Consider the following 25,378-nt stretch of genomic DNA (forward strand, 5'->3'; position numbering starts at 1 on the left):
AGAAATGGAAGCCCCTGGACACAATCCATCAGCGATTCGTTTTAGAGTTTCCAGATCGAGAACAATCAAGGGACCGTCATGGGCCGCCTGGAAGACCTGCAAGCCTTTGCCCGCGTCGTGGACGCACGCAGCTTTTCGGGCGCGGCCAAGCTGCTGGGCGCGACCAAGTCCGCCGTCAGCAAGCAGGTCGCGCGGCTGGAACAGCAGCTCGGCACGCGGCTGCTGCACCGGACCACCCGCAGCATCAGCCCCACCGCCGAGGGGCGCAGCGTCTACGAGCGTGCCCAGCGCCTGATCGAGGAGGCGCAGGCGCTCGATGCGGAACTCGCCGGCCAGCGCGAGCAGCCGCGCGGCGTGCTGCGGCTGAGCACCTCGACCGCCTTCGGCAACCTGCAATTCACCGCGCTGATGGCGGAGTTCTGCGCGCTGCATCCGCAGCTGCAGATCGTGCTCGGCCTCAACGACCGCTATGTCGACCTGGCCGAGGAAGGCTTCGACGTCGTGATGCGCCTGACGGGGCGTCCGAGTCCCGGGCTTGTCGCGCGCAAGCTGGCCGACATCCGTTTCGTGCTGAGTGCGTCGCCGGACTACCTCGCCAGGCATGGCACGCCGACGGCGGTCGCGGACCTGGCCGGCCACCGCTGCCTGCGCTTCGGCTACCTGCACGCGCCGGAGCGCTGGCGCTTCCGCCATGCCGCCGAGGGCGAGTCGGAGGTCGAGATCTCCGGGGCTCTGCGCTTCGAGAGCGGCCTCACGGCCAACAGCAGCGAGTCGCTGCGGGTGGCGGCGCTGGCCGGCATGGGCCTGGCGGTGCTGCCCACCTACGCGATCGGTCGCGACCTGCGCGAGGGCCGCCTGACCGCCCTGCTCCCGGACTGGACACCGCTGGGCGGTCCGGCCGAGGCCAACGTGCTCTACGCGGTCTACCTGCCGAGCCGCTTTCCGAGTCCGAAGGTGCGCGCGCTGATCGATTTCTGTGTCGAACGGTTCGGCGACGTGGCGCCATGGGATCGCCCGGAACCCACCTGACACCAGCGCCGGCGGGCCCGCGGCGGGAGCCGCCCCGAAGGCTCCGCCAGGCCCCGGCCCGAACGGGCCAGGGGGAGTCCCCCATCACCGTTCGCACGCCAGGAGTAGGCGCGGCCAGGGTCGCGCGAAGGGCGATGAGACAATCCGCCCCATCATGGCTCTCATCCCCTACGGCTTCGCCCGTCCCTTCCTGTTCGGTCTGGATCCCGAACACGCGCACGAACTGACCCTGGGCAGCATCGCCCGTCTGCAGAACACCCCCGCCCAATGCGCCTGGGCGCAGACGCGGGTGTCCGATCCGGTGACCGTCGCCGGACTGCGCTTCCCCAACCGCATCGGCCTGGCGGCCGGCCTCGACAAGAACGGGCGCTGCATCGACGGCCTCGGCGCAATGGGCTTCGGCTTCATCGAGGTCGGCACCGTCACGCCCAAGGCGCAGCCCGGCAACGACAAGCCGCGCATGTTCCGTCTGCCGGCCAAGCAGGCGCTGATCAACCGCCTGGGCTTCAACAACGAGGGGCTGGACGCGTTCATCGCCAACGTCAAGCGCTCGCACAGCTTCCGTCACCATGGCGGGCTGCTCGGCCTGAACATCGGCAAGAACGCCGCGACGCCGATCGAGCATGCCGTCGACGACTACCTGATCGGCCTGGAAGGCGTGTTCCCGCATGCCGACTACATCACCGTCAACATCTCCAGCCCCAACACCAAGAACCTGCGCCAGTTGCAGAGCGACGAGGCGCTGGATGCGCTGCTCGGTCCGCTGCAGGCGCGTCGGCTGGCGCTGCAGGACGAGAGCGGGCGGCAGGTCCCGCTGTTCGTGAAGATCGCGCCGGACCTCGACGAGGAGCAGGTCGCCGTCATCGCCGCGAGCCTGAAGCGCCACGGCATCGACGGCGTCATCGCGACCAACACGACCATCTCGCGCGAGGCCGTGCAGGGCCTGCCGCACGCGAACGAGACCGGCGGCCTGTCCGGCGCGCCGGTCTTCGAGGCCAGCAACCGGGTGATCCGCCTGCTGCGCGCGGCGCTGGGCAGCGGCTATCCGATCATCGGCGTCGGCGGCGTTCTCGGCGGCGAGGATGCGCGGGCCAAGCTGCAGGCCGGCGCGGATCTGGTCCAGCTCTATACCGGCCTGATCTACAAGGGCCCGGCGCTGGTGCCCGAGTGCGCGAAGGCGATGGCGCGGCTCTGACCCCGCACTCGTCGATCCACGTCCCACCTGCCAGACAAAGCGCTCCCGAGGGAGCGCTTTTTCGTTGGCGCATCCAGCAAAGACCTGCTGGCGAGAGATAGAACTTCATTCGGTTGGGCCATTGCCGAGACGATAATGCCTCGCATTCACATCTCCCCGATGCCTGCCCGCTCATGATTGATGCCGCTACCCGCCCCGCTCGAGGCACTGGCCGACGACCTCCGCTCGCCCTTCTCTCCCGCATCGGCGCGGCGATCCTCGGCGGCTACGCGTTCTGCTGGGGCTTCATCGCGATCGCGCACAGCGGGCTCTATGCGCTGGGCATGCCCTTCCACGACGCCGAGCACCTGAGCGCGATCCTGGGCGTGCTGCTCTTCCTGGTGGTGTTCCTCTGGACCTTCGCGGCACGCCGCGTCGGCCTGTGCTGGGCGGTGCTGCTGGCCGGCGGCGGCGTCATGACCGGGGCAGCCGCGCTGATCCAGCGCGCGCTGCTCGCCTGACGCGAAAGGATCGGACCGTGTTCCAGAATTTCCGGCTGTCGATGGCCTGGCTGCACACCTGGTTCGGCCTGGTGCTGGGCTTCGTGCTGATGGTGGTGTTCTTCTTCGGCGCGCTGTCGGTCTTCGACCGCGAGATCGACCGCTGGGCGATCCCGTCCTCGCGCTTCGAGCCGCAGCCGATGCCGTCCTTCGACCAGATCCTCAAGCCCGCCTTCGAGAAGATGCAGCCGGCCAAGGAGACCGTCGCGCTGCTCGAAGGCCGCGTCAACGGACCGCTGCCCGGGCGCTTCGACGTCTTCAGCAGCTGGGGCGCGTACACGACCCACCGCGATCCGGTGGTGTCGGTGTTTGCCGGCTTCAAGGTCCCGAACGCGAAGGATCCGGACGAGACCGTCTTCGCGGTCCATGCGCTCGATCCGCGCAATGGCGCTGTGCTGCCGCAGGGTCAGCTGCGCATCGGCAGCGAGTTCTTCTATCCGCTGCACTACAGCCTGCACGTCACGTGGAAGGACCTGGGCTACTGGATCGTCGGCTTCTCGGCGCTGATGATGCTGGCGGCGCTGGTCAGCGGCGTGGTGATGCACCGCAAGATCTTCCGCGAGTTCTTCACCTTCCGTCGCAACAAGACCGTGCAGCGCAGCGCGCTGGACCTGCACAACCTCACCGGCGTCGTGGCGCTGCCCTTCCACTTCTTCTTCGCGTTCACGGGGCTGGTGATCTTCGCGGGCATCTATTTCCCGGTCGCCCACACACAGCTGCATGACCTGCACGACCTCCATGAACGCGTGGAGGCACAGGAGACCGGCCTGCCGCACGAGCGCGCCGGCACCGCGGCGCCGCTGGCCTCGGTGGACGCGATGGTGGCCGAGGCGCAGCGTCGCTGGGCGGCCAAGGGCATGGCAGGCGACGTGGGCTTCGTCAACGTGCAGCACGTCGGCGATGCCAACGCCTATGTGAGCGTGTATCGCGCCGGCACCGACCGCGTCGCGCTGACCGGCGAAGGCATCCACTTCAAGGGGACCACCGGCGAGCTGCTGCGCGAGGATCCGCCGCGCACCGCCGTCGACAGCGTCAACGAGTTCCTCACCGGGCTGCACCTGCAGCACTTCCGGCATTGGCTGCTGCGCTGGCTCTACGTGCTGGGCGGCCTGCTGGGCTGCGTGTGCATCGCGACGGGCTTCCTGTTCTTCGTGGAGAAGCGCAAGCAGCAGCACGCGAAGGCCGGCGGACAGGGCAGCCGCATCGTGGACGCGCTGGCGGTGACGACCGTCACCGGCATGCTGGTCGCGACGATGGCGATGTTGATCGCCAACCGCCTGCTGCCGGAGTCGCTCGCCGACAAGGGCGCGTGGGAGCGCAACGTGTTCTGGAGCACCTGGGCGCTGACGATGGTGCATGCCTTCCTCCGCGGCGGCGCCGTCGCGCAGGCGCGCATGAATCCGGCCTGGCGCGAGCAATGCTGGGCGATCGCCTTGGGCGCGGCGTCGGCGGTCATCGCGAATGCGGTCACGACGGGCGACCACCTCGGCAAGACACTGTCGGCCGGCTACTGGCCGGTGGCCGGCGCGGACCTGAGCCTGATCGCGATGGCCGCCATCGCCCTGTTCGCCGCCAGCAAGCTGGCGCAAAGGGCCAGGCGTTCAGCGTCGCCGGAGCCTGCCTCGCCGTCCGCCCTCAAGACCGCGGGAGTCCGTCATGGCTGAGCCCGTTGTGCTGTTGAGCGCTGCCGCCGTGAACGCCGTGCTGGGCTTCGGCTGGCTGGCGTTGGCGATGGACACCCACTGGGAGCAGGTCCACGGCGAAGCCGCGCCGACGGCGGCCACCGTCCGGAATCTCCGCGCGGCCGGCGTGCTCGCACTGGCGCTGTCGCTCGGCCTGTGCCTGCAGGCGGATCACCCGTCGATGGCCGCGCTGGTCTGGCTGATGCTGCTGGCGGGCTCGGCAGCGGCCATCGCGGCCACGCTGTCGTGGCGCCCGCGATGGCTGAAGGCGCTGTGGCCGCGTTGAGCGGCTGAAAGACAAACGGCCGCGTGAGCGGCCGAATGAAGAACGGCCACTCACGCGGCCGTCGAGGCAGTGGCCGCAACCCGCGGCCCGGATGCCGATCAGTCCTGGCGACGACGACGCGCCGCGAAGCCGATGCCGGCGATACCGGCCAGCATCAGCGCGTAGGTCGCGGGCTCCGGCACGGCAGCCGCCGCGGCGACGTTGACCGTCGTCGACAGCACCGCGATGCCACCGAAGCCGGCACCGCCCAGCGTGCCGCTGGCGAGGAGCTGATAGGTACCGGCGGCCAGGTTGGCGTAATGGAAGCCAGCCGCGCTCGCATCCAGGTCGGTCAGCCCGTTCAGGCCCGCGAAGCTGAAGCTCACCGACTGCAGCGGCACCGTGAAGCCGTTGCCGAAGCTGATGGTGGTTGCCGCCAGCACCGAGCCGGTGACGTCCGAGGCCTGCGTCAGGGTGAAGGATCCGAGGACCACGTCCGAAAAGCTGTTGCCGCTCGGGGTCACCGTCGGCGTGACAAACACCGGATCCAGGGTCGCGGCGCCCGCGGCGCCACCGATCAGCGCGGCGCCCAGCGCCAGCACGAGAGACTTCAATTTCATGGCTGCCGATCCCGTCAGTCGAGTTGATTCGTGACGGAGTTTGCACTGCAGCATGGGTTCGCGTCCTGCACAAACCGGCGACTTTTGTTGCGGTGCGTCACTGGCGTGTCACATCCGCAGGGGACAAGGGCCAGGTTTTGTCCCTTTCCCTTGTCCCATGTGTGCCCACTTCAGGCACGCCGCCGATCGAACAGGCGATGGGCGGTGACCGGGGAGACGATCCCTCAGCTTTACCCTGCCGTGATGCGCATCGGCTTCTGCATCACGTCGCAGGGCTTGCCCTTCTTGGCTCGTTTGCCGGCGTAGCCGGCGAGCGCCACGCCCTTCAGCGGCTCTTCCCGGGCCTTGCCCCCGCGGATCGTGCCGCTGACCAGCAGATGGGTCGTGAACGCGGCCACGCTGACCAGCGCATCCTTCGCGTCCAGGTCGATCAGCGTCAGGCCGCGACCGCCCTTGGGCTGGTGCTTGAGCTCGTCCATCGCGAAGGTCAGCAGGCGACCGGTCATCGACAGGCAGGCGACCTGCACGCCGGCGACCTCCCCGGCCGGCACCACCGACGGCGGCAGCGGGCGCTCCTCGCCTTCCAGGCTCAGGAAGCTCTTGCCCGCCTTCTGGCGTCCGACCAGGTCGCCGACCTCGGCCACCAGGCCGAAGCCGCCCGTCCCCGCGAGCAGCAGCTTCTGCGTCGCCGCGCCGGCGAAGTAGTGCGCGATCTGGGTGCCCGACTCCAGCTCGATCAGCGTGGTGATCGGCTGGCCGTCGCCGCGGCCGCCGGGCAGCGCCGAGACCGGCACCGAGTAGGCCCGGCCGTTGGTGCCCAGCACCACCAGCGGATCGACGCTGCGGCACGGGAACACGCCGTACAGCGAGTCACCGGACTTGAACGCCAGCGCCGCCGGATCCACCTCGTGGCCCTTGAGCGCGCGCACCCAGCCCTTCAGGCTGACGACCACCGTCACGGGCTCGTCGACGATGCGCACCTCGGCGACCGCGCGCTTGTCTTCCTTGATCTCGGTGCGGCGGTCGTCGCCGTACTGCTTGGCGTCGGCCTCGATCTCCTTGACCACCGTGCGGCGCAGCACCGACGGGTTGGACAGGATCTCCTCGAGCTTGCCGGCCTCCTCGCGCAGGTTCTTCAGCTCCTGCTCGATCTTGATGAACTCCAGTCGCGCCAGCTGGCGCAGGCGGATTTCCAGGATGTCCTCGGCCTGGCGCTCGCTGAGCTTGAAGCGCTCGATCAGCGCGGGTTTCGGTTCGTCCGAGTGGCGGATGAGCGCGATGACCTCGTCGATGTGCAGCAGGATCTCGTGGCGGCCTTCCAGGATGTGGATGCGGTCGCGGACCTTGTCCAGGCGATGCTGCGTGCGCCGCGTCACCGTGTTCAGGCGGAAGCCGATCCACTCGGTCAGGATCTTGCGCAGCGTCTTCTGCGTCGGCCGGCCGTCGTCGCCGACCATCGTCAGGTTCAGCGGCGCCGTCGTCTCCAGGCTGGTCTGCGCGAGCAGCGTGTTGATGAAGTCCTGCTGGTCGACGGTGCGGCTCTTGGGCTCGAAGACCAGGCGCACCGGCGCGTCCTTGTTGGACTCGTCGCGGGCCTTGTCCAGCACCGCCAGCATCGCGCCCTTGAGCTGCAGCTGCTCCGGCGTCACCGTCTTCTTGCCGGTCTTGACCTTGGGGTTGGTCAGCTCCTCGATCTCCTCGAGCACCTTGGCCGTGCTGACGCCTTGCGGCAGCTCGGTCACGACCAGTTGCCACTGGCCGCGGGCGAGGTCCTCGATCTTCCAGCGCGCGCGCACCTTCAGGCTGCCGCGGCCCGTGCTGTAGGCCGCGCGGATCTCGTCCGCCGAGCTGATCAACTGGCCGCCGCCCGGATAGTCCGGGCCCTTGATCACGCCGAAGAGCTCATCGTCGCTGGCATCCGGTCGCTTGAGCAGCAGCACCGCCGCCTCGGCGACCTCGCGCAGGTTGTGGCTCGGGATCTCCGTGGCCATGCCTACCGCGATGCCCGAGGCGCCGTTCAGCAGCACGAACGGCAGCCGCGCCGGCAGTTCGCGGGGCTCGCTCTCGGACCCGTCGTAGTTGGGCTGGAAGTCGACCCGTGCCCTGGTCCAGCTCGTCCAGCAGCAGGCGCGAGTAGGCGGACAGGCGCGCTTCCGTGTACCGCATCGCGGCGGCGTTGTCGCCGTCCCGGCTGCCGAAGTTGCCTTGGCCGTCGACCAGCGGATAGCGCTGGCTGAAGTCCTGCGCCATGCGCACCATCGCGTCGTACGCGGCCTGGTCGCCGTGCGGGTGGTACTTGCCCGAGCACCTCGCCGACCACGCGAGCGCTCTTGACCGCCTTGGCGCCGGTCGTCCCGGTGAAGCCCAGGCCGAGCCGCTCCATCGTGAACAGGATGCGCCGCTGCACCGGCTTCTGGCCGTCGCTGTAGGACGGCAAGGCCCGGCCCTTCACCACCGACAGCGCGTATTCCAGGTAGGCCTGCTGCGCGTACTGCGCCAGCGTCAGCGCGTCGCCCGATGGGGACTGACCGCCCGGGCCGCCGGCGCCGTTGGGGTTCTCGAAATCAAAGGTCTCTTGGGTCATCTCTCTCATGCCGGCCTGCGCCGGTCGTTCGAATCTGCTTGCGAATGTCTGGAAAAACGTTCTTGCGAATGTTCTTGCGAATGTCTTTGGGAAGGTGCTTGGGAACGTTCCCGGGAATCTGTTGCTCAGGAATCCTTCGGCGTCCGCCGGTCGCCACGACCGCTCATTCGAGCGGCGCCGCGACCATCGTCAGTTGCCTGGCCCGGCTGCCGAGGCTGCGCTGCAGCAGCGCCCAGTAGAGCTCCATCACGAGGTGGACGTGCGCCTGCGTCTCGTCGATGTCGGGCATGTGGCCGCCTGCGCGACGCACCGCGCCTTCGCCGGCGTTCCAGGCCGCCAGCGCCGCGTCCAGGCGGCCGAAGCGCCGTGTCAGGTCCGCCAGCATCCGCGCGCCGATCAGCACGTTGGTGCGCGGATCCTGGAGGTAGCCGGTGCGCCGCAACTCTTCCGGCGTGGCGTAGCGTTGCGCCGTGACCGCGGTGATCTGCATCAGACCGGTCGCGCCGCGCGGCGACACCGCGTCGGGCTTGAAGCCGGACTCGACCGCGATGATCGCCTTGAGCAACTCCGCGTCGATGCCGGTCGCGGCCGCGGCCTCGCGCAGATACGGCTGCACGGCCTTGACCTCGGGCGCGATGTCCAGCCAGGTCAGCATGCGCTGGCCGTGGTCGGTCTTGCCCGGCACGCGCCGGATGCCGCTCAGCGGCGACATCACCGGCTGGAAGCGGCTGTCCACCTGCACCGGCGCGAAATCGCGCGATGCCATCGGCATCCACGTAACCCCACAGCTCCGCATGCGCCGGCGACATCTTGGCCGCGAAGGCCACGGCGATGCTCAGCGCCAGCCGCTTGCGCAGCCCGCGTCCGCGCGGCGTGGGGCGGCCATGGCTCATGGCGCCTCCAGGCCCTGCGCGGCGCGCGCCTCGTACTCGCGCTGGAGCAGCGACATCACGATCAGGTCGTCGTAGCCCTCGCCCATGACGCCTTCAGCATCGGCCAACGGCTCGGCCCGCACGCATTCGCGCAGCCGGCCTTCCTCGACATAGCCCTCGCTGAGGTACAGCGATTGCGCCCGCGTGTTGCGGCCTTTCACGTCCAGCCAGAAGCGGTGCGCCCCCCAGCTGCGTGAACGCCATCTTCTTGAGCAGCCGCACGCACAGGCGACCGACGCCCTGCCCCTTCGGGCCGAGCACGATGCGCTTGAGCTCCACCGAGCGGTTGGGGTTGCGGCAGCCCTGCAGGATCACGAAACCCGCGCGTTCGGCATCGAGCTCCACGATGAAATGCCGCGCGTCCGGGAACCGGACGGCGCCCTCGTGCTGCGTGCGTTCCCACGGCGTGATGAAGGGCCGGTTGCCGGCGTCCTGCTCCACGCCGACGACGAAGTCCAGGTCGGACAGCATCGTGGGTCGAAGCGTGACGCGGTGTTCCAGCATGGCGCGGTCCGGGAATCAGACGTCGACTTCGATGGAGTCGCCGTGCAGCTCCATCAGCTCACGCCGCGCGGCCGCTTCACCCTTGCCCATCAGCTTGTTGATGGCGCCTTCGGTGTCGCCGAAGTCCAGCTCGCCGTACTGCACCTGCAGCAGGCGGCGCGTCTCGGGGTTCAGCGTCGTGTCCCAGAGCTGCTCGGCGTTCATCTCGCCCAGGCCCTTGAAGCGGCTGATGCTCCAGCTGCCTTCGCGCGCGCCTTCCTTGCGCAGCTTGTCGAGGATCGCGGTCTGCTCGCCCTCGTCCAGCGCGTAGAGCTTGGCCGCGGGCTTCTTGCCGCGCGCCGGCGCATCCACGCGGAACAGCGGCGGCCTGCGCCACGTAGACGTGGCCGGTGGCGATCAGCTTGGGGAAGTGGCGGAAGAACAGCGTCAGCAGCAGCACCTGGATGTGGGCGCCGTCGACGTCCGCGTCCGAGAGGATGCAGATCTTCCCGTAGCGCAGGCCGGACAGGTCCGGCTCGTCGTTCTTGCCGTGCGGATCGACGCCGATGGCCACCGAGATGTCGTGGATCTCGTTGTTGGCGAACAGCCGGTCGCGCTCGACCTCCCAGGCGTTGAGCACCTTGCCGCGCAGCGGCAGGATGGCCTGCGTCTCCTTGTCGCGGCCCAGCTTGGCGGAACCGCCGGCGGAGTCGCCCTCGACCAGGAACAGCTCGTTGTGCAGCAGGTCGGTGCTCTCGCAGTCGGTCAGCTTGCCGGGCAGCACGGCCACGCCGGAGCTCTTGCGCTTCTCGACCTTCTGCGCCGCGCGCTGGCGCGTCTGCGCCTGCTTGATGACGAGCTCGGCCAGCTTCTTGCCGTGCTCGACGTGCTGGTTGAGCCACAGCTCCAGCGCCGGCTTCACGAAGGCCGACACGAGGCGCAGTGCGTCGCGCGAGTTCAGCCGTTCCTTGGTCTGGCCCTGGAACTGCGGATCCAGCACCTTGGCCGACAGCACGAAGCTGGCGCGCGAGAACACGTCTTCCGCCATCAGCTTCACGCCCTTCGGTGCGAGGGCGTGCATCTCGATGAAGCCCTTGATCGCGCCGAACAGGCCGTCCTTCAGCCCGGACTCGTGCGTGCCGCCGGCCACCGTCGGGATCAGGTTCACATAGCTCTCGCGCATGACCTGACCCTCCTCGGTGAAGGCCACGCACCAGCTCGCGCCCTCGCCCTCGGCGAAGTTCTCGCTCTCGGAGGCCGTCGCGAACTGCTCGCCCTCGAACAGCGGGATCAGCGGATCCGCCGGCAGCGCCTGCATCAGGTAGTCGCGCAGGCCGCCCTTGTAGGTCCAGGTCTGCGTCTCGCCGGTCTTCTCCTGCGTCAGCGTCACCGTGACGCCGGGCATCAGCACGGCCTTGGAGCGCAGCAGGTGCACCAGCTCGCCCTTGGGCAGGTCGGCGCTCTCGAAGTACTTGCCGTCGGGCCAGACGCGCACCGTCGTGCCCTGCTTGCGGTCGCCGGTCTTGAGCTCGGCCTTGCGCGTGGCGACCGGCTCGATGACGTCGCCGCCGGAGAAGGCCAGCGTCGCGACCTGACCCTCGCGATAGACCGTCACCTGCAGCCGCTTGGCCAGCGCGTTGGTCACCGAGACGCCCACGCCGTGCAGGCCGCCGGAGAAGCTGTAGGCGCCGCCCGAGCCCTTGTCGAACTTGCCGCCGGCGTGCAGTCGTGTGAAGACGATCTCCACGACCGGCACGCCTTCCTCGGGGTGCAGGCCGTAGGGAATGCCGCGGCCGTCGTCCTCGATGGTGATCGAGCCGTCGGTGTGCTGGATGACGGCGATGCGCTTGCCGTGACCGGCCAGCGCCTCGTCGGCCGCGTTGTCGATCACCTCCTGGATGATGTGCAGGGGGTTGTCGGTGCGGGTGTACATGCCCGGGCGCTGCTTGACGGGCTCGAGTCCCTTGAGGACGCGGATCGAGCCTTCGCCGTAGCTGCCAGGAGCGCTGCCGGTGGAAGTGACTGCTTTGGTTGCCATGGGGCGGGATTCTATGCAGCGTCGGCGACGCTTCCGGACGCCTGCGGGCACGGGTCGTTCCCATGGGGGTTTCCACCCCCACGAGACGGCCTTCGCGCGCATGCCGCACGCCACACGCGCTCCCGCACGTCCCGTTACCGCTGGAGCCCCGACGGCATGGGAGCGCTGACGTAGCATCCGCCGCTTGTCCGCACGCCCCCGCCCGACTGGTCCGATGTCGCTCCTGCCCCGTTCCTCGCGCCCGCTGCTGGCGCCCCTGGCCCCCCTCGCCCTGGTGTTGGCCGCCCTCCTCGGGGCGGGACCGGCCCGGGCCGACAACTACAAGGCCAGCCCGGAGATGGCGATGGAGCTGCGCCACGCCCGCTGGTTCGACGGCGAGAAGCTGCAGAGCGGCACGCTCTACGTCGAGGACGGCCGTTTCGTCGAGAAGCGGCCCCGCAAGGTCAACCGCCTGCTGGAGCTGCGCGGCCAGACGCTGGTGGCGCCGCTCGCCGACGCGCACAACCACAACCTGCAGAGCGCCTGGGGCCTGGACAAGTTCGGTCAGGATTACTTGCGCGACGGCGTGTTCTACGCGGCGATGCTGTGCGCCGACCCGGCCGCGATCGAGCCGATCCGCGCCCGCATCTCGCAGCCGGAAGCGCCGGACGTGCTGTTCGCCACCGCCTGCATCACCTCGTCGGACGGCCAGCCGCTGGCGATGCTGCAGTCGGGCACGCCGCCGATGGCGCTGGACCAGATCGTCGACAAGGCGGTGCTGGTCATGGACACGCCCGAGCAGGTCGGCCAGAAGTGGCCGCTGATCGCCGGCCGCCACAGCGACCTGGTCAAGGTCATCATGAGCTACCACGACCGCCCCGAGCTGCGCCAGGTGCCCGAGCAACGCGGCCGCCTGGGCGTGACGCCCGAGGTCGTGGCGGAGGTGGTCCGCCGCGCGCATGCGGAGCAGCGGCGCGTCGTGGTCCACATCGAGAGCGCTGCCGATTTCGCCGCCGTCGTGCGCGCCGGCGCCGATTTCATCGCCGAGTTGCCGGGCTACTTTCCGCAGCATGGCGAGGATCCCGAAACCCATCTGATTGCGCCCGACGTCGCCGCCCTGGCCGCGGAGAAGAAGATCGGCATCATCACCGCGACCGTGGCGACGCGGCTGTTCCAGCCGGCGCCGGAGCTGCTCGCGCGCATCGAGGCCGTGCAGAAGCAGAACCTGGAGCGGCTCAGGACGGCCGGTGCCCAGTTGCTCGTGGGTTCGGACCTTTTCACCGGCAACGCGCTGAGCGAGCTCCACCACCTCGAGCAACTGGGCGTGCTGGACAAGCCGGCGCTGTTGCGACTGGCCACGGTGGACACGCCGAAGGCCCTGTTCCCGCACCGCAAGCTCGGCTGCTTCCGGCCCGGCTGCGAAGCCAGCTTCCTGGTGCTGATCGGCAACCCGCTCGAGGACCTCGACGCGCTGGACAAACCGCTGCTGCGCATCAAGCAGGGCCGCGTGCTGACGCAGCTGGAGGACGTCGCCGCGACGGCGGGCGAAGAGAACAACGCGCTGAACTCCGCCGCCGGCGCGCAGAAGAAGTCCTCCGGCAAGAAGTCCGGCGCGAAGTCCACGAAGAAATCGTCCAACTCGAAGGCCAAGCCCGCGGGCAAGTCCACCAAGGGCACGAAGACGAGCGCCCGCGACGCCTCGACCCCACGCGCCTGAACGCCGCGGGCGCGCCGATCGATCGCCCTTCGGAGGGAGCGCGGCCGCCCCGCGTCATCCAGGCGTCAGCGGAACGCGCATGAAGCCATTACATTGACCGGATGAGCGCGATGCCGATCCCCCCTTCCTCCTCCCGCACCCTGTCGATGCGGCAGGTGCTGATCTGCGGCGCCGCGATCGTCACGCTGTCGATGGGCATCCGCCACGGCTTCGGCCTGTGGCTGACGCCGGTCACGATGGACCGCGGCTGGACCCGCGAGGCCTTCTCCCTCGCGCTGGCCGTGCAGAACATCGCCTGGGGCGCCGCCGGCCCCTTCGCCGGCATGCTGGCCGACCGCTTCGGCGCGCTGCGCGTGCTGATCGCCGGCGCCCTGCTCTACGCGGCGGGGCTGGCGCTGATGGCCGTGTCGTCGTCGACCGCCGGTTTCCTGGGCAGCGCCGGGGTGCTGATCGGGCTGGCCCAGTCGGGCACCACCTACGCGGTCATCTACGGCGTCATCAGCCGCAACGTCTCCGCGGAGAAGCGCTCCTGGGCCATGGGCGTGGCGGCGGCGGCGGGCTCCTTCGGGCAGTTCCTGATGGTGCCGGTCGAGAACTGGCTGATCGGCTACACCGGCTGGCAGAACGCGCTGTTCGTGCTGGCGATCGCCGCCTGCCTGATCATCCCGCTGGCCTTCGGCCTGCGCGAGCCGGCGCGCGACGCCGTCCACGGCGCGCACCACCAGAGCATCGGCCAGGCGCTGCGCGAGGCCTTCGGCTACCGCAGCTTCCAGCTGCTGATGCTGGGCTACTTCGTCTGCGGCTTCCAGGTCGTGTTCATCGGCGTGCACATGCCGAGCTACCTGAAGGACCACGGCCTCACGCCCCAGGTCGCCACCAACGCGCTGGCGCTGATCGGCCTGTTCAACGTCTTCGGCACCTACGCTGCCGGCACGCTGGGCCAGAAGCTGCCCAAACGCTACCTGCTGTCGGGCATCTACCTGCTGCGCTCGATCGCGATCATCGTCTTCCTGTCCGTGCCGCTGACGCCCGCCAGCGTCTACGTCTTCGCCGCGGTGATGGGCGTGCTCTGGCTGTCCACCGTGCCGCCCACCAACGCGATCGTGGCGCAGATCTTCGGCGTGCAGCACATGTCGATGCTGGGCGGCTTCGTGTTCTTCAGCCACCAGATCGGCAGCTTCCTGGGCGTGTGGCTGGGCGGCAAGCTCTACGACGCGACGGGGTCCTACGACGTCGTCTGGTACCTGGCCATCGCGCTGGGCGTGATGGCGATGCTGGCCAACCTGCCGGTGCGCGAGACCGCGATCACGCGGCACGCCGCGGCGGCCGCCTGACGGTGTGCGACGGAGCGACACGATGACAGGCAGGCGACGCGGACTCTGGCGGATCGTGGCGTGGCTGGGCGCGTGCGGCGTACTGGCGGCGGTCTTCCTGGCCTACGCGCAGCCCTCGCTGATGCAGCAGCTGGGCGATGCGATCTGGGCCTGTTTCTGATCTACCTGATCCGGTTCCCGAACCGGGCTTTCTCTCTGACGATCTGACGACGAGTACAACCAGCGCCACGAGCGCAACGACAACGGAGACAACATGGTCGTGATCATCACCGGCGCCTCCGACGGCATCGGCGCCGAACTGGCGCGTCAATGGGCGCGGCGCGAGGGCGCCAAGCTCTCGCTGGTGCTGGCGGCGCGCAGCGTCGACAAGCTCGAGAAGGTGGCGGCGGAGTGCGAGTCGCTCGGCGCCCACACCCGCGTGCAGCGTTGCGACGTCGAGTCGCAGGAAGACTGCCAGGAACTCGTGCGCACGACGCTGGGCGCCTTCGGCGCGATCGACGTGCTGGTCAACAACGCCGGCATGTCGGCGCATGCGCTCTTCGACCAGGTCAAGGACCTCGCCTGGTACCAGCGGCTGATGCAGATCAACCTGTGGGGCTCGGCCTGGTGCACCCAGGCCGCGCTGCCGGCGCTCAAGGCCAGCAAGGGCCGCATCGTGGCGGTCTCGAGCCTGGCCGGCCTGCTGGGCATCCCGGGTCGCACCGCCTACAGCGCCAGCAAGTTCGCGATGACCGGCTTCTTCGAGGCGCTGCGCACCGAGGTCGCGGCCAGCGGCGTCAGCGTGACCATCGCCTATCCGGGCGTCGTCGACACGCAGATCCGCTATCGGGGCTTCAACGCGCAGGGGCACGCCTCGGGGCTGAGCAGCCTCGACGAACGCGGCGCGATGCCGGTCCAGGAGTGCGCCAGACTGATCCTCGACGGCACGCTGGCCCGCGAGCGCGACATCGTCATGACCGCCAAGGGCAAGCTGGGCCGCTGGCTCAAGCTGCTGGCGCCTGCGATGGTCGATCGCATGGCGATGAAGGCCCTCAAGAAGGAACAACGCCCCGCATGAGCTTCTCCTCTTTCCCCAGCCCCCCGTTCCCGAGCGACTGGGTGCTGCGCTGGGCGCAGGCCTGGCGCGACCGCGACGGTGTCACGGCGCTGGACCTGGCCTGCGGCTCCGGCCGCCATCTGCGCCTGCTGACGGGCGAAGGCGTGGCCGTCACCGGCGTCGACCGCGACGCCGCGGCGCTGGCGACGCTCGCCGGGCTCTCCGACCGCGTCGAGCTGATCGAGGCCGACATCGAGCAGGGACCCTGGCCGCTGACCGACCGCGTCTTCGACGTCGTGCTCGTCACCAACTATCTGTGGCGCCCGCTGCTGCCGCGCGTCATCGAGGCCGTCGCGCCCGGCGGCTGGCTGATTTACGAGACCTTTACCGATGGACAACAGACGGTCGGCCGGCCCGCGCGACCGGACTTCCTGCTGCGGCCCGGCGAGTTGCTGGCCGCCGTCGACGGCCTGCGCGTGATCGCCTACGAGGACGGTTTCATCGAGGCGGAGCCCCCCGTCACCGGGGGCGGCGCCGTCAACGGCCGGTATGTCCAGCGCGTTGCTGCCGTTCGGGAGAACCGGCCCGCCGCCGGTGCCGCGACCGCAGCCGGCCTTGACGGCGGCGGCGGCAGGGGCGGCGACAGCGATGTGCCGCCTGGGGTCTACCCGAGATACCGGCTGCGCTGAGCGCGCAGGCCCGGAAGCGCCCCGGCGCTTCAGTAGAATCCGCCGATCCAGAGGAATCCTCAATGAACGCAATTGTTGGCAGCATCGTCGCGCTGGTCACGCCGATGCATGAAGATGGCCGCATCGACTTCGATGGGCTGCGCAGCCTGATCGACTGGCACATCGACCAGGGCACGGACGTCATCGGCGTCGTCGGCACGACCGGCGAGTCCCGACGGTCACGATGGAAGAGAACCGCGAAGTCATCCGCGTCGCGGTCGAGCACGTCAAGGGCCGCAAGCCGGTCCTCGCCGGCACGGGCGCCAACGCCACGGCCGAGGCCATCGAGCTGAGCCGCTTCGCCAAGCAGGTCGGCGCCGACGCCACGCTGTCGGTCGTCCCCTACTACAACAAGCCCTCGCAGGAAGGCATCTACCAGCACTTCAAGGCGATCGCCGAGGCGGTCGACATTCCAATGATGCTGTACAACGTGCCCGGCCGCACGGTGGCGGACATGTCGGTGGAGACCACGCTGCGTTGCGCCTCGCTGCCCGGCGTGTTCGGCATCAAGGACGCGACCGGCAACGTCGAGCGCGCCGCCTGGCTGATCAAGCACGCCCCGCAAGGTTTCAGCATCTACTCGGGCGACGACGCGACCGCCATCGCGATGATGCTCATGGGCGGCCGCGGCTCCGTCAGCGTCACCGCCAACATCGCGCCCAAGGCGATGCACGAGATGTGCATGGCCGCGATCGAAGGTCGCGTGCGCGAGGCCACCGCGCTGCACTTCCAGCTGCTGCCGCTGCACAAGCAGCTGTTCTGCGAACCCAGTCCCGCCCCGAGCAAGTGGGCCCTGAACAAGCTGGGCCGCTGCCCCAACAACCTGCGCCTGCCGCTGACGCCGCTGACCGCCGCCGGCCAGGATCTGGTCGAAGGCGCCATGCGCGAAGCCGGCCTGCTCTAATCACCCCCGGCCGGCGCGCGCCGGCCGCACCCTTTTCCTTCAGCGGCCGCGGGCCGCAGCGACCTACCTCGGAGATCTCCAGCGTGACTCGTTCCCTTTCTGAATCCGGCGCGCCCACTCCGGTGCGCGTGGCCTGCCTGATGGCGCTGGCCTCGCTGACGGCGTGCAGCACGTTCGAGAGCATCACCAGCAGCGACAAGGTCGACTACCGCACCCAGGCCAAGCAGACCACCGGCCTGGACGTGCCGCCGGACCTGACGCAGCTGCCCAAGGAAAACCGTCCCACCGGCCCGATCAGCGCCGCGCAACTGGCCGCACAGCCGAACGCCCAGCGCCAGGCCGTCGCCACCGCCGGAGCGCCCGTCGCGCTGGACAAGGCCGGGACGATCGAATTCCACCGCCTGGGCAACGCCCGCTGGCTGCACAGCACGCTGCCGCCGGAGCAGCTCTGGCCGCAGGTCAAGGGCTTCTGGCAGGACCGCGGCTTCACGATCGAGTCCGAGGACCAGAACGTCGGCCTGATGGAAACCAACTGGGCCGAGAACAAGGCCAAGCTGCCGCAGGACTTCATCCGCAAGACGCTGGGCTCGCTGCTGGATTCGCTGTACTCCACCGGCGAACGCGACAAGTACCGCACCCGCCTGGAGCGCAACGAGCAGGGCGGCACCGACATCTACGTCACGCACCGCGGGCTGGTCGAGGTCTACACGAACTCGCAACGCGACGACACCGGCTGGCAGCCGCGCCCCTCCGATCCGGAGCTGGAAGCCGAGATGACCTCGCGCCTGATGCTCAAGCTCGGCGGCAAGGAAGAGGACGCCAAGACGCTCGTCGCCAACGCGCAGCAGCCGGCGCCCTCCTTCGCCGAAGCGCCGCGCGGCAACGCGCCGCGCTCGCTGGCGGACGTGCCGGATCAGCTCAAGATCAACGAGGACTTCGACCGCGCCTGGCGCCGGGTCGGCCAGTCGCTGGACCGCCACGGCTTCACCATCGAGGACCGGGACCGCAAGCAGGGCCTGTTCTTCCTGCGCTACGCCGATCCGAACCAGGCCGGCAAGGAAGAGCCCAACTTCTTCCAGCGTCTGTTCGGCGCGACCAGCGCGTCCACCGCGGTGCGTTATCGCGTGTCGGTCAAGACCGAGGGCACGACCTCGACCGTCATGATCCTGGACGACAAGGGTCAGCAGCAGACCAACGAAATGGCCAAGCGCATCCTGCAACTGCTGATGGAAGACGTGCGCTGATCTCCCTGGATGGCGGACCACCGTACGCCATCAGTTTGCGCAAAACAAAAACGCCACCTTCCGGTGGCGTTTTCATTGGCGAGCCATTCGTCGGGAGCGACCGGCCACATTCGGTTGGGCGAGGCTAGGTAAACTCCACTCTAATACCAGCGCGGGGCGCTCAGCGCGCGGATTCCCGAAGCGGGGAAGAGGCAAAGGCGATGGGCCTGGGACAGGCAAAGGACAGGCAAAGAACAGGCAAAGAACAGGCAAAGAAAAGCCGCAAGGGCGAACCCTTGCGGCTTTCTCAGGACGAGAGATCGTCTTAGTTGCTGGCGGCCGAAGCGGGCGCAGCAGCGTCGGAAGCGGCAGCCGAAGCTTCCACAGCCGGGGCCGAGGCCTCAACAGCGGGAGCCGAAGCTTCCGGAGCCGGGGTGGCCACGGGAGCAACGACTTCTTCCTTCTTGCCGCAAGCGGTCAGGGCAACAACGGCCAGCAGGGAGGCCAACAGGATCGACTTTTTCATACTTGTCCTCAAGTAACTTTTAGACGAACAATCAATTACCGGTAATTAATGAAGTCGTACCAGATGACAAGTACGAACTTCAGCAGACCAAGACGTGAGAAACCTCGAGCGCTTCCCCCGCCTAGCCAGCAATTATAGCCACCAGTTTGTAATCTCCTTACAAGCCTAGGGTGCTGCTGGCGAACGAGTCGGCAGACCGTTGCTCAATAGCGTCAAACCACTCGCGGGCCATGGCTTCTTCGCGGGCGTCTTGTACCGAAAGAGAGGCCCGCGCCGGCGTCCACAGCTTCATCGTCAGCAATCCGGGTGCCAGCAGCAGGCCCATGGGAGCGGGGGTGCTGCGCTCCGCGAGGTCGGCGGGATCGAAGGCGCGCGCCTGCACCACATGGTCATGCGCCTGGCGCCACTGGACGAAACGAGGATGGACGCGCCGCAGCGTCTCGTAGTCATGGGCTGCCAGCAGGCGCAATTTGCGGTGGGGCAGCGCCCATCGATGCAGGGCATCCAGCAGCGCGGGATCGGACAGCGGCCAGTGGGCGAAGTCCGGGTCCAGCCAGCACAGCTCGCGACCGCCCTGCTCCGCAGCCCGCTGCAGCGCTTGCTGCAGCATTTGCCGGACCTCCGCGGCGGTTTCGACGAGTCCGGGCGTCAAAGCTTCTGGCATCGTGGGTTCCGGCGACATGTCGAACTCCTCGTGACGTTGGCGTGGGATGGCGGCGGGAGCGGTCAGGCGGGGTTCACCCACCCGTCCTCGGTCCACTGATCCAGCAAATCGCGTGCACCGTCGCTCAGTTTCGCGACCTCGGCAGGAGACAGCGCTCGGCTGTCCGCCATCCGGCGCATCAGCGTCGCATCGCGTCCGCCGGCCCGGAAGGATTGTCCATTGATGAAGACATGGGCCGCGTCGTACATCATGCGGGGTGCGGGCGCTCAGCCGCGCCCCCCTGCCCCGGCGGCAAGGCGGCGCCGGGTTCGAAGAGGACGCGGGGCTTGGGCTCGGTCAGCGCCTCGCCCAGCGCGCGCTCCAGCGCCAGCGGCTGCGAGGCCGCTCTCAGCACCGCTTCGCGCGCAAAGGCCGTCAGCGCCTCGGGAATGCGTCCCGGCTCGCCGGTCGCCGGCTGACGGGGGTCGACATACATCCGGTCGCCGCGCGGCGCTTCCTCGTCGTCGGTCAGGCGGACCAGCAGTTCATTGGCCAACTCGCTGCGCCAGGGCGAACGGAAACCCACCGAGGCGGTCATGCAGTCGCCGCCGACGGCCACGCCGTCGTGCGCCCATCCCGGCGGCAGGTACAGCATGTCGCCGGGCTCGAGCACGAAGTCCTGCTCCGGCTCGAAGTCCGCCAGCACCTTCAGCGGGACGTCCTCGCGCAGCTCGCCGGTGGTCGACACGCCCAATCGGCCGATGCGCCAGTGGCGACGGCCGCTGACCTGGATCAGGAAGACGTCGTAGGAATCGAAATGCGGACCGACGCCGCCGCCCTCGCTGGCATACGACAGCATCAGGTCGTCGAGCCGGGCCTCGGGAACGAACCGGAAGCGGCTCAGCAACGCCGCAGCCGGCTCGACGTGCAGATCCAGCCCCTGCACCAGCAGTGTCCATTGCGGCTTGCTCCAGGCGGGCAACTTGGCGATCGGGCCCTGGCGCATCGTCCAGCGATCGCCGTCCTGCTGCGACACGAGTCGGGATTCCACCTCGTCGCTGGCCGCCAGCCGGGCCAGGCTGGCGCGATCGATCGGCGGCACCACGCCGGGCAAGGCCTGGCGCACGAGCAGCGGCTGCTTCTGCCAATGGCGCTTCATGAACTGCGCGGGGCTCAGGCCGCCGAGCAGCGGCAGCTTCGCGTCGATGTCGATGCCGGAGGCGCCGGAAGCGGCCGGGGCTCGCTTGGACGGGATCGGGGATGTCTGGGGGGACTTGGACTTGGAGGTCATGGGCGCGCATTGTCTGAGAGAATTGCGCGATGCAAATCACTGCCCCCTGCGTCGTCTCCCTGACTTGGAGACTCGAGGACGCCCAAGGCCAATCCGTCGAGGTGCTGGACCCGCCGATGGAGTTCTTTTACGGCGGTCAAGACCTGTTCACGAAGGTCGAGGAAGCGCTCGCCGACAAGCTTGCCGGCGACGAGGTCAGCGTGGCGCTCGAGCCCGAGGACGCGTTCGGCGACTACGACAGCGCCCTGGTGTGCTTCGAGCCGCGCGAGGTGTTCCCCGAGAACATCGATGTCGGCATGCAGTTCGAAGGACTGCCCGAAGGCGCGTCGACGCCCGACATGCCCGCCGACCGCATCTACACCGTGACCGAGGTCTATCCGGAGCACATCGTATTGGACGGCAACCACCCGCTGGCCGGTGTCGGCCTGCGCATCCACGTGACGGTGCACGATGTGCGCGAGGCCACGGAGGAAGAGCTGGAAGCCGGTTCGCTGGGCGATTCGGGTTTCACCGTCGCCACCGGCCTCACCGCCGGGCCGGGGCCGGACGAACCGATCCACTGACTGCTGAACTCGTCATCCGAACACAGCGAAGCCCCGCCAATGCGGGGCTTCGCTTTTTCAGCATCCTGCCCGTCACACATCGCGGGCACAAAGCCGCCGATAGAGATCGAAGACCTTCGCCTCCAGTTCGGCCGGACTGCAGCAGATGCGTGCGCCGATCAGCCGCGCGCGATAGTTGTGGATCTGCTCGCGAACCGCGTGCGACCAGCTCTGGGTGCTCGGCGTCAGGTCGAAGGTGCTGCTGCGCAGCACGTGCAGCCAGCCGATCAGCACCGGCTCCGGCACTCCCGCCAAGGTCTCGGCGAGGGTCTCCGGCGGTCGCGCCCGGCCGGCATGCAGGCGGTGGAGCATCAGCAGCCGGATCACCAGCGCCGGGTCCGAGGCCGCCGTCATCGCCAACGCCTCAGGCGGCGCGCCATGCCGCACCAGGCGGAAGAGGCGCCCCAGCACGTCCAGGTCGCAGCTCGGCAGCGATCGCGGCGACTCCTCCTGCGGCGCCATCAGCAGATCGCCCTGGAAGTAGCGCACGCCCAGCGCCTTGAGGCGCAGGTAGTCCGCGGACTCCGTCATGCGGTCGGCGATCAGCGTCGCACCGGCCTGGCACGCCAGTTCCTGGACCGTCGCCCAGGCGCTCACCGGCGCCAGCGACACATCGAGCTTCACGAACGAGACCATCGGCAGCCAGGCGGTACGCGCATCATCCGGCGACACCACGCCCGCCAGCGCGAAGCGGTAGCCTCGCGCATGCAGTTGCGCGATGCGGCGGGTCACCGACTCCTGGACGGGCATGCCCACGGGCAGTTGGATCGCGCCGAGCGAGCCGCACAGGACATCCCCGATCGGACTGAGCAGGGTCGCCGCGTCCATGTCGATGAACAGGCAGCCGGGACGGCGATGCGCCAGGCCGCCGTCGAGCAGGGCCTGGCTGAGCAGCAGGCTGGTCGCATAGGCACTGGGCGGCGGCGCGCGGCGCGAGCCGGCGCTCCATCGGAAGCACAGTTCCTGTCCCATCGGTTCGACGGATCCGTCGATGATGGATTGGCGTGCGAAACGGGAACTGGCCGGTTCGGGTTGAATCAGCAGCCGGGCTACCGTAACGCCGTTGCGGGAGGGTCGGGAAGATTGCATGACCATGGAAATCGTCGGCAGACCCGGATGCCCGGGCGGGGATATCAGTATTTCCAGGAACGGCCAAACGTTCGATGGCTCAGCTCAGTGGCAATGCAGCGGTTTCCGACTGGGAACAGTCGTCGACCGACTCGTTTGCTGAGTCCTGGGCCGGCAATATCGTCAACGGCAGGCTCAAGCAGGTGCGCGCGCCTTGCGGCGTGCGTTCGAAATGGAAGACCGCGCCGATGCGCTCGGCGCGGCGCCGCAGACCGTGCAGGCCGGTTCCTCCGGTCAGCGGCGACTCGTCGCCGGACATCTCCGCGCGCGCGTCGCGCTGGGCCGCCCCGGACTGGCCGTTGTCCTCGATGAGCACTTCCAGCCGCGCGCCCTGCTGCACCGTCATGCGGATCGAGAGCCGGCTCGCCTGGGCGTACTTGATGGTGTTGGCGACGGACTCCTCCACGATGCGCATCACCTGCCTGGAAAGATCAGCCAGCAGCACGATCTCGGGTCCTTCGGGAATGTCGTACTCGATCTGGAAGTCGGCCCGGGTGAGCGATTCGTCGAGGTTGCTGCAGTAGGTGAACAGGATGTCGTGGATCGTCCGCTGCTCGTGGACTTCCGTCACCGAGATGATCTCGCGCAGGTCCTTCAACGCATCCATCAGCCCGCGCTCGAGACGGTCATGGTCGATGTCGCGGTCTCGCACGCTGAACAGCGTCGTGACCAGCTTGGAGCCGATGCCGTCGTGCAGGTCGCGGTAGATCCGGTCCCGCTCGGCCTGCGCGGCGGATTCGGTCTCCATCTCGCGCTGCCGGTTGTAGCTGATCAACAGCTCCCGTTCGCGCTGCTGCAGCGTGTCCGTGAGGATGCGGTTGTTGTCGCGGACGCGCTTCACGCTCGCCTGGAACTTCGTCAGCAGGATCTGCGCGACGACGAACAGCAGCAGCGGCACGCTCAGGTGACTCAGGAAGATCGGCGTCACCAGCAGATGGGAGAGCGACCAGCCTGCATCAGGCATCGGGAAGGACACGAGCTGTCGCACCGCGTTGTGGTCGCGCAGCGCGAAGACCTGCGCCAGCACGGACTGGAACAGCAGCGACATGGCCGTGCGCGAGCGTGTGCGTGCCACGTGCAACGCTAGGCGCGAGCAGGCGTAGAGATGGAACACCAGCAGCACGGGCAGCCAGTAGGTGTCCAGCCATTCCCGCCCGCGCAGATCCAGCAGCGGATAGGTGAGCGCCGCGAACGCGCCCGCGCCGAACAGGGCCAGCATCCCGCCCCGGCCCAGGGGCTCGTCGACGAAGGCGAAGATGAACAGCGTCAGCACCACCACGACGCCGCCGATGCAGGCGTACTGGGCCCAGAGCCACAGCGGCAGCATCGCGGCCGGGACGTACGGCAACAGCACCAGCGAGAACAGCACCGACCACAACACCGTCGTCGCCCCCGCATGCAGGAACACGGCGCCCTCCCGCCGGTTCGCCAGCCAGGCGCCCAGCATGAACATGCCCGCCAGCAGGCAGAACACGTTGGACGCATTGGCCAGCGAGGTCCCGACGAACAGGGTCAATTCGCCGATGTAGGAGATGGTGTCGAGGTCCCCGATGTAGATCGGCGCGATGTGGATCTGCCGGTCCCAAGTCGTGAGTTCGACCGTCAGCACGTTGCCTTCCGGCCGCACGAGGCTCCGCGCCAGCGGCACCTGCAAGGGGCGGTACCACTTGTAGCGCGCGTCGGCGGTCGACTTCGGCAGGCCGGCGACCCAGACGCCGTTGAGGTAGACGTCCATGCCATCCAGGGCCTGGCTGATCAGCAGGCTGGTGCCTGGGATCCGCGACTCCTGCCGGAAAGGCGTGCCAGCCGGCGTCTCGCAGCACGGCGCCGGGCGAGCGAGATAGCGGTCCAGGTCGATCCGGAATCTCGCCCGCTTCAATCCGGCCGACTGGCTGACGTCGTGAAAGTAAGGGAGGGCGAAGCCCCCCTGGTGGGCGAGGATCAGCCCCTCCAGCCGGGGGATCTCCGGACCCGCATCGCGCGCAGCGGAAGTGGCTTCGACGATCTCCAGGTCCTGGGCCCCCTCCACGCGGTAGACCCGCGTCGCCAGACTGCTGGTCGCCACGACCAGCAAGGCCAGGATGAAGAAGGTCAGCCAGAAGAACACCGTCTTCAGCGAGCTCCGCCTCGGACTACTCATCGATGAGACCGTGCAGGCGCGCGGCGTTGGCCGCCATGGCCCGCGACTTCACACCGAGCTTGCGGTAGACGCTGCGCAGGTGCTGGTTGACGGTGTGATGCGAGATGCTCAGCCGGCGTCCGATCTCGACGATGGGCAGGCCATCGACCAGATGCCGCAGGACCTCCCATTCCCGCTCGCCCAGCCCGAGGTCACGGAGCACCTTCTGCCGGTCGACATGCGGCCGCACGTTGTTCTCGAGCATCGTGATCCGCTCGACGACCAGCTGCGCGACCGCCGGGCTCAGCGGGGCCTGCCCGTTGTGCGCGCTGACGAGCTTGTCCACCATCGACGGCTGGATCTCCTCCTTGAGCAGATAGCCGCTGGCCCCCGCCCGCAGGCTGCGCATCACATGCTTGCTGTCGCCGAAGGTGCTGACGACGACGCTGCGCGACTCCGGGCATTTGTCCTGGATCAGCCGGATCAGTTCGACACCGTCCACGTCCGGCAATCCCAGGTCGACGATGTACAGGTCCGCGCGGTTGGCGAGGATCGCCGCCACGGCCTCTCCGCGATTCTTGGCGATGCCCACCACCTCGCAAAAGCTACTGTTCGAAATCACGTCCACCAACCTCTTCATGACGGTGGGGTCGTCCTCGATGATCACGACGGCGATACTCATTCATTGGCTCCTTCTCACTCGTTATCCCATTGCCCAGAGGCGGGCACAGTTTCGCGAGCGAGCAGAAACGAGCAATCACCGAAGCAAGTAAACCCGAAA

At 68.5% G+C, this 25,378-nt stretch carries 20 protein-coding genes and 4 pseudogenes; 13 read left to right on the top strand and 11 right to left on the bottom strand.

From position 1 onward, the window contains the following. Positions 1-78: 78 nt before the first annotated feature. The 5 genes from ACFJIX_RS26120 (at position 79) to ACFJIX_RS26140 (ending at position 4,731) form a co-directional block, all read left to right on the top strand. Positions 79-1,029, top strand: coding sequence for a LysR family transcriptional regulator (locus ACFJIX_RS26120; protein WP_377155523.1), 951 nt, complete (start codon positions 79-81; stop codon positions 1,027-1,029). 154 nt (positions 1,030-1,183) lie between these two features. Beyond that, complete coding sequence (locus ACFJIX_RS26125; protein ID WP_377155524.1) at positions 1,184-2,224, top strand: quinone-dependent dihydroorotate dehydrogenase; 1,041 nt, start codon at positions 1,184-1,186, stop codon at positions 2,222-2,224. 173 nt (positions 2,225-2,397) lie between these two features. Beyond that, positions 2,398-2,724 (top strand): iron uptake protein, encoded by a 327-nt coding sequence (locus ACFJIX_RS26130; protein WP_377155526.1) that lies wholly within the window; start codon positions 2,398-2,400, stop codon positions 2,722-2,724. Positions 2,725-2,741: 17 nt separating this feature from the next. Next, positions 2,742-4,427, top strand: coding sequence for a PepSY-associated TM helix domain-containing protein (locus ACFJIX_RS26135; RefSeq protein WP_377155527.1), 1,686 nt, complete (start codon positions 2,742-2,744; stop codon positions 4,425-4,427). After that, positions 4,420-4,731 carry a DUF3325 domain-containing protein gene (locus tag ACFJIX_RS26140; RefSeq protein WP_377155528.1) on the top strand — a complete coding sequence of 104 codons (312 nt, stop codon included), beginning with the start codon at positions 4,420-4,422 and terminating at the stop codon, positions 4,729-4,731. Before ACFJIX_RS26135 ends, ACFJIX_RS26140 begins: the two co-directional genes overlap by 8 nt. A gap of 98 nt (positions 4,732-4,829) precedes the next feature. On the opposite strand, the gene ACFJIX_RS26145 is transcribed toward ACFJIX_RS26140, so the two are convergent. From ACFJIX_RS26145 to ACFJIX_RS26165, 5 genes and pseudogenes are all read right to left on the bottom strand, one after another. Continuing rightward, a complete protein-coding gene (locus tag ACFJIX_RS26145) occupies positions 4,830-5,330 on the bottom strand; it encodes an FxDxF family PEP-CTERM protein (RefSeq protein ID WP_377155529.1) in 501 nt (166 codons plus the stop codon). A 230-nt stretch (positions 5,331-5,560) separates the two neighbouring features. Continuing rightward, a pseudogene (gene parC / locus ACFJIX_RS26150) lies at positions 5,561-7,914 on the bottom strand (DNA topoisomerase IV subunit A). Between the two features lie 163 nt (positions 7,915-8,077). Further along, positions 8,078-8,680 carry a lytic transglycosylase domain-containing protein gene (locus ACFJIX_RS26155; RefSeq protein WP_377155530.1) on the bottom strand — a complete coding sequence of 201 codons (603 nt, stop codon included), beginning with the start codon at positions 8,678-8,680 and terminating at the stop codon, positions 8,078-8,080. Between the two features lie 220 nt (positions 8,681-8,900). Then, positions 8,901-9,350 carry a GNAT family N-acetyltransferase gene (locus ACFJIX_RS26160; protein WP_377155531.1) on the bottom strand — a complete coding sequence of 150 codons (450 nt, stop codon included), beginning with the start codon at positions 9,348-9,350 and terminating at the stop codon, positions 8,901-8,903. 15 nt (positions 9,351-9,365) lie between these two features. Continuing rightward, positions 9,366-11,367, bottom strand: a pseudogene (locus ACFJIX_RS26165) (DNA topoisomerase IV subunit B). 214 nt (positions 11,368-11,581) lie between these two features. Between ACFJIX_RS26165 and ACFJIX_RS26170 the strand changes: the two are divergent. The 7 genes and pseudogenes from ACFJIX_RS26170 to bamC all read left to right on the top strand — a co-directional run bounded on the left by ACFJIX_RS26170 (position 11,582) and on the right by bamC (position 18,309). After that, positions 11,582-13,063, top strand: a complete 1,482-nt coding sequence (locus ACFJIX_RS26170; RefSeq protein WP_377155532.1) for an amidohydrolase family protein — start codon at positions 11,582-11,584, stop codon at positions 13,061-13,063. Positions 13,064-13,164: 101 nt separating this feature from the next. Beyond that, positions 13,165-14,397, top strand: a complete 1,233-nt coding sequence (locus tag ACFJIX_RS26175; RefSeq protein WP_377155533.1) for an MFS transporter — start codon at positions 13,165-13,167, stop codon at positions 14,395-14,397. Positions 14,398-14,419: 22 nt separating this feature from the next. Continuing rightward, complete coding sequence (locus tag ACFJIX_RS26180) at positions 14,420-14,557, top strand: hypothetical protein (protein ID WP_377155534.1); 138 nt, start codon at positions 14,420-14,422, stop codon at positions 14,555-14,557. A gap of 93 nt (positions 14,558-14,650) precedes the next feature. Beyond that, positions 14,651-15,454, top strand: coding sequence for an SDR family oxidoreductase (locus ACFJIX_RS26185; RefSeq protein WP_377155535.1), 804 nt, complete (start codon positions 14,651-14,653; stop codon positions 15,452-15,454). Further along, positions 15,451-16,122 carry a class I SAM-dependent methyltransferase gene (locus ACFJIX_RS26190; RefSeq protein ID WP_377155536.1) on the top strand — a complete coding sequence of 224 codons (672 nt, stop codon included), beginning with the start codon at positions 15,451-15,453 and terminating at the stop codon, positions 16,120-16,122. Before ACFJIX_RS26185 ends, ACFJIX_RS26190 begins: the two co-directional genes overlap by 4 nt. A gap of 62 nt (positions 16,123-16,184) precedes the next feature. Beyond that, positions 16,185-17,065: pseudogene (gene dapA / locus ACFJIX_RS26195) on the top strand (4-hydroxy-tetrahydrodipicolinate synthase). An 83-nt stretch (positions 17,066-17,148) separates the two neighbouring features. Beyond that, positions 17,149-18,309: an outer membrane protein assembly factor BamC gene (gene bamC / locus ACFJIX_RS26200; protein WP_377155537.1), complete on the top strand. Its 1,161-nt coding sequence runs from the start codon at positions 17,149-17,151 to the stop codon at positions 18,307-18,309. Between the two features lie 304 nt (positions 18,310-18,613). Here the strand turns inward: bamC and ACFJIX_RS26205 are convergent, their stop codons facing one another. The 3 genes and pseudogenes from ACFJIX_RS26205 to ACFJIX_RS26215 all read right to left on the bottom strand — a co-directional run bounded on the left by ACFJIX_RS26205 (position 18,614) and on the right by ACFJIX_RS26215 (position 20,670). Further along, positions 18,614-18,814, bottom strand: coding sequence for a hypothetical protein (locus ACFJIX_RS26205; protein WP_082938518.1), 201 nt, complete (start codon positions 18,812-18,814; stop codon positions 18,614-18,616). Positions 18,815-18,971: 157 nt separating this feature from the next. After that, entirely contained in the window at positions 18,972-19,496 is a 525-nt protein-coding gene (locus ACFJIX_RS26210; RefSeq protein WP_377155538.1) for a hypothetical protein, read from the bottom strand. A gap of 44 nt (positions 19,497-19,540) precedes the next feature. Further along, positions 19,541-20,670, bottom strand: a pseudogene (locus tag ACFJIX_RS26215) (cupin domain-containing protein). 107 nt (positions 20,671-20,777) lie between these two features. Here ACFJIX_RS26215 and ACFJIX_RS26220 point away from each other — a divergent pair. Beyond that, on the top strand, positions 20,778-21,311 hold the full coding sequence (locus ACFJIX_RS26220) for a peptidylprolyl isomerase (RefSeq protein ID WP_377155539.1): 534 nt from the start codon (positions 20,778-20,780) through the stop codon (positions 21,309-21,311). Positions 21,312-21,383: 72 nt separating this feature from the next. On the opposite strand, the gene ACFJIX_RS26225 is transcribed toward ACFJIX_RS26220, so the two are convergent. The 3 genes from ACFJIX_RS26225 to ACFJIX_RS26235 form a co-directional block, all read right to left on the bottom strand. Then, a complete protein-coding gene (locus ACFJIX_RS26225) occupies positions 21,384-22,322 on the bottom strand; it encodes a hypothetical protein (RefSeq protein ID WP_377155540.1) in 939 nt (312 codons plus the stop codon). Positions 22,323-22,518: 196 nt separating this feature from the next. Beyond that, positions 22,519-24,618 (bottom strand): sensor histidine kinase, encoded by a 2,100-nt coding sequence (locus ACFJIX_RS26230; RefSeq protein ID WP_377155541.1) that lies wholly within the window; start codon positions 24,616-24,618, stop codon positions 22,519-22,521. Next, entirely contained in the window at positions 24,611-25,279 is a 669-nt protein-coding gene (locus ACFJIX_RS26235; protein ID WP_067273685.1) for a response regulator transcription factor, read from the bottom strand. Before ACFJIX_RS26235 ends, ACFJIX_RS26230 begins: the two co-directional genes overlap by 8 nt. Positions 25,280-25,378: the final 99 nt, after the last annotated feature.

The sequence above is a fragment of the Roseateles sp. UC29_93 genome (assembly GCF_042695725.1).
GTDB classification, from domain to species: Bacteria; Pseudomonadota; Gammaproteobacteria; order Burkholderiales; family Burkholderiaceae_C; genus Roseateles; species Roseateles noduli_A.

Bases quoted from the DNA above. Each gene is read 5' to 3' on its own strand.
- ACFJIX_RS26160 (WP_377155531.1), bottom strand. From the start codon at position 9,350: ATGCTGGAACACCGCGTCACGCTTCGACCCACGATGCTGTCCGACCTG.
- ACFJIX_RS26145 (WP_377155529.1), bottom strand. From the start codon at position 5,330: ATGAAATTGAAGTCTCTCGTGCTGGCGCTGGGCGCCGCGCTGATCGGT.
- ACFJIX_RS26190 (WP_377155536.1), top strand. From the start codon at position 15,451: ATGAGCTTCTCCTCTTTCCCCAGCCCCCCGTTCCCGAGCGACTGGGTG.
- ACFJIX_RS26220 (WP_377155539.1), top strand. From the start codon at position 20,778: ATGCAAATCACTGCCCCCTGCGTCGTCTCCCTGACTTGGAGACTCGAG.
- ACFJIX_RS26130 (WP_377155526.1), top strand. From the start codon at position 2,398: ATGATTGATGCCGCTACCCGCCCCGCTCGAGGCACTGGCCGACGACCT.
- ACFJIX_RS26125 (WP_377155524.1), top strand. From the start codon at position 1,184: ATGGCTCTCATCCCCTACGGCTTCGCCCGTCCCTTCCTGTTCGGTCTG.
- ACFJIX_RS26235 (WP_067273685.1), bottom strand. From the start codon at position 25,279: ATGAGTATCGCCGTCGTGATCATCGAGGACGACCCCACCGTCATGAAG.
- ACFJIX_RS26180 (WP_377155534.1), top strand. From the start codon at position 14,420: ATGACAGGCAGGCGACGCGGACTCTGGCGGATCGTGGCGTGGCTGGGC.
- ACFJIX_RS26230 (WP_377155541.1), bottom strand. From the start codon at position 24,618: ATGAGTAGTCCGAGGCGGAGCTCGCTGAAGACGGTGTTCTTCTGGCTG.
- ACFJIX_RS26225 (WP_377155540.1), bottom strand. From the start codon at position 22,322: ATGGGACAGGAACTGTGCTTCCGATGGAGCGCCGGCTCGCGCCGCGCG.
- ACFJIX_RS26120 (WP_377155523.1), top strand. From the start codon at position 79: ATGGGCCGCCTGGAAGACCTGCAAGCCTTTGCCCGCGTCGTGGACGCA.
- ACFJIX_RS26155 (WP_377155530.1), bottom strand. From the start codon at position 8,680: ATGGCATCGCGCGATTTCGCGCCGGTGCAGGTGGACAGCCGCTTCCAG.
- ACFJIX_RS26170 (WP_377155532.1), top strand. From the start codon at position 11,582: ATGTCGCTCCTGCCCCGTTCCTCGCGCCCGCTGCTGGCGCCCCTGGCC.
- ACFJIX_RS26210 (WP_377155538.1), bottom strand. From the start codon at position 19,496: ATGTCGCCGGAACCCACGATGCCAGAAGCTTTGACGCCCGGACTCGTC.
- ACFJIX_RS26205 (WP_082938518.1), bottom strand. From the start codon at position 18,814: ATGAAAAAGTCGATCCTGTTGGCCTCCCTGCTGGCCGTTGTTGCCCTG.
- ACFJIX_RS26185 (WP_377155535.1), top strand. From the start codon at position 14,651: ATGGTCGTGATCATCACCGGCGCCTCCGACGGCATCGGCGCCGAACTG.
- ACFJIX_RS26140 (WP_377155528.1), top strand. From the start codon at position 4,420: ATGGCTGAGCCCGTTGTGCTGTTGAGCGCTGCCGCCGTGAACGCCGTG.
- ACFJIX_RS26175 (WP_377155533.1), top strand. From the start codon at position 13,165: ATGAGCGCGATGCCGATCCCCCCTTCCTCCTCCCGCACCCTGTCGATG.